General features: G+C 40.5%; 2 protein-coding genes. Both read right to left on the bottom strand.

All coding sequences use genetic code 11. From position 1 onward, the window contains the following. The coding region (locus VN429_RS08620) for an ABC transporter substrate-binding protein (protein ID WP_325632174.1) at positions 1-1,044 on the bottom strand (1,044 nt) is incomplete at its 3' end. Between the two features lie 59 nt (positions 1,045-1,103). Next, positions 1,104-1,928 carry a class I SAM-dependent methyltransferase gene (locus VN429_RS08615; RefSeq protein ID WP_325632170.1) on the bottom strand — a complete coding sequence of 275 codons (825 nt, stop codon included), beginning with the start codon at positions 1,926-1,928 and terminating at the stop codon, positions 1,104-1,106. Positions 1,929-2,051: the final 123 nt, after the last annotated feature.

Below are 2,051 nucleotides of genomic sequence, written 5' to 3'. Positions count from 1 at the left end.
GTTCATGATCCTGGTGAGTTCATCATCAGTAAGATCATAATTAAAGAACTTTGAATAAAAGTCTTTCACTTCCTTACTCATATCCAGATCCTTGAAGAGATCAGGGTGGAATAACTGGGCCATCCATTCTAACTGAAGAATTCCCTGCTGACCCGCATCCCAGAAGAAAGCACCCATCGGGCTGATGTACACCTGCTTATTCTTCACTGCATTGATGTTCTGATATGCTGGATTTGTCATAAATTCTTCTTTAACAGCCTGTGCATTTGGTGTGTTTGAAGTTGCACTGGCACTTGGGTCAGGCAGATCTGGTGCATGATCAATAATAATGATATCAGGATTCCATGCAACGAGTTGTTCAGGATTTATTGTTGCAGTTGCATTCACGATATCCTTAGCTACGTAATCTCCTCCTGCTTTGGTAACTGTATCACCCATCACTGAGTTTATTGATCTTGTTCGAAGTGCTATACCGCTGGTAACATAGACCTTAGGTTTGTCTTTATCTGCTATTGACGATGTTTTTGAGAGAACATTCTTTAATTTTTCATCAAAGTATGTACAATACTCTTCTGCTCGGTCCGTAGCTTCAGATCCCAACACTTTCCCATACAGTCTGAGTGAATCCTTTAAAGATTCCAGTTTTGTGGTATTGCCTGTAGAGCAGATGACCGGGATACCAAGGCTCTCCATCTTCTGGGCATTTTTATCATTTCCAAAGTAGAAAACTACATCAGGATTTTCTTTGATAATATCCTCAACATTTGGACTTGACGGGTTTTGGAATGCAGGTAATGAATCCAGGTGCTTATAAATAACATGTGCCCAGGAAGCATGCGTTTTGTGATAATCGGCACACATACCTATTTTGTCCTCTGCATTTAACATCACAATCTTTTCATATGCAGGTCCATACAACGCCAGAATGTTGTTTATCGATGCTGGCAGTGTAACAGTTCTGCCTGCCATATCGGTGACAGTATGAGTACTCTGATTCGCTGCCTGGTCTGCAAATGCAACTGGAATCGAAATAACTGCTGCCATTAGGCATATTGCACATAAAATATGCCCCGTTTGAAGTAATTTAATAGATTTCATACATTTCACTGTGTTGGTTTTTCCCACCAGATCAGGGACCAGACTGGTTTGTCATCAGGAGCAAGTAATAGACCATTCTCACATTGTACGAGATTTTTCTCAAGAATAGATTGAACAACTTCTATCTGCCCGGGATTAAGACGATACAGTAATTGATAACTCTGAAGTGCCTGAGAAATGTCATGATATGTAACCCTGCTTGAACATCGTAAATGTTTTACATTTGGCTGAATTCCCATTTGAGCCAGAATGTTAAAGACATAGATATAGTCAGGACTGTTTCGGTACTCTAAACCCAGAGTAGTCATGATTTCCTTATTTATCCTTCTCTCTCCGCCTCCCCAAGCGGTTACATATGCATACCGGGTTGCCACCTGATTGATCTTTTGTAGCGTTTCTGAAAGATTCATTGTCCGGGATAATGCTCTAGACATAATAACAACATCATGAGGCTCAATATCCACCCCGGTACAAACATCATCCCAGGATGCATATTTCGTCTGAAGATTGGTAACTGACTGTCTCTCTGCATCAGATCTAATGATTTCAAGCATTTTGGCAGAAAAATCAATACCCGTTACAGACCGAACCTTCTTTGCGATAGGAATAGAAAGAGCACCAGTTCCACATCCGATATCAAGGACTGACCAGTCTGGTTCAAGTTGAATACTTTCCAAGACTTTCAATGGATAGTCATCAATTGTCATCCATTCTTTAAAAAGGGGTGCAATACAATCATATCGCTCTATCTCTGAATGTTCACTTGGTTCAGATGGGTTCACATGACATTGTGTTTCTCTCCACATCTCCTCCCAATTAATGTCTTTCATCTTCACGGCTTACAATACTCCTTGATCTGGGGTAAAATATTTTTGCTGCATATTGGTTTCAATGTATGTAATATTGCTAAACCAATGTCCGGATCCCTTTCACTGGCATGTGAAGCTGATGAC

It is taken from the genome of Methanospirillum sp. (assembly GCF_035560735.1).
GTDB lineage: Archaea > Halobacteriota > Methanomicrobia > Methanomicrobiales > Methanospirillaceae > Methanospirillum.
This window is presented reverse-complemented; position numbering and strand designations above follow the sequence as displayed.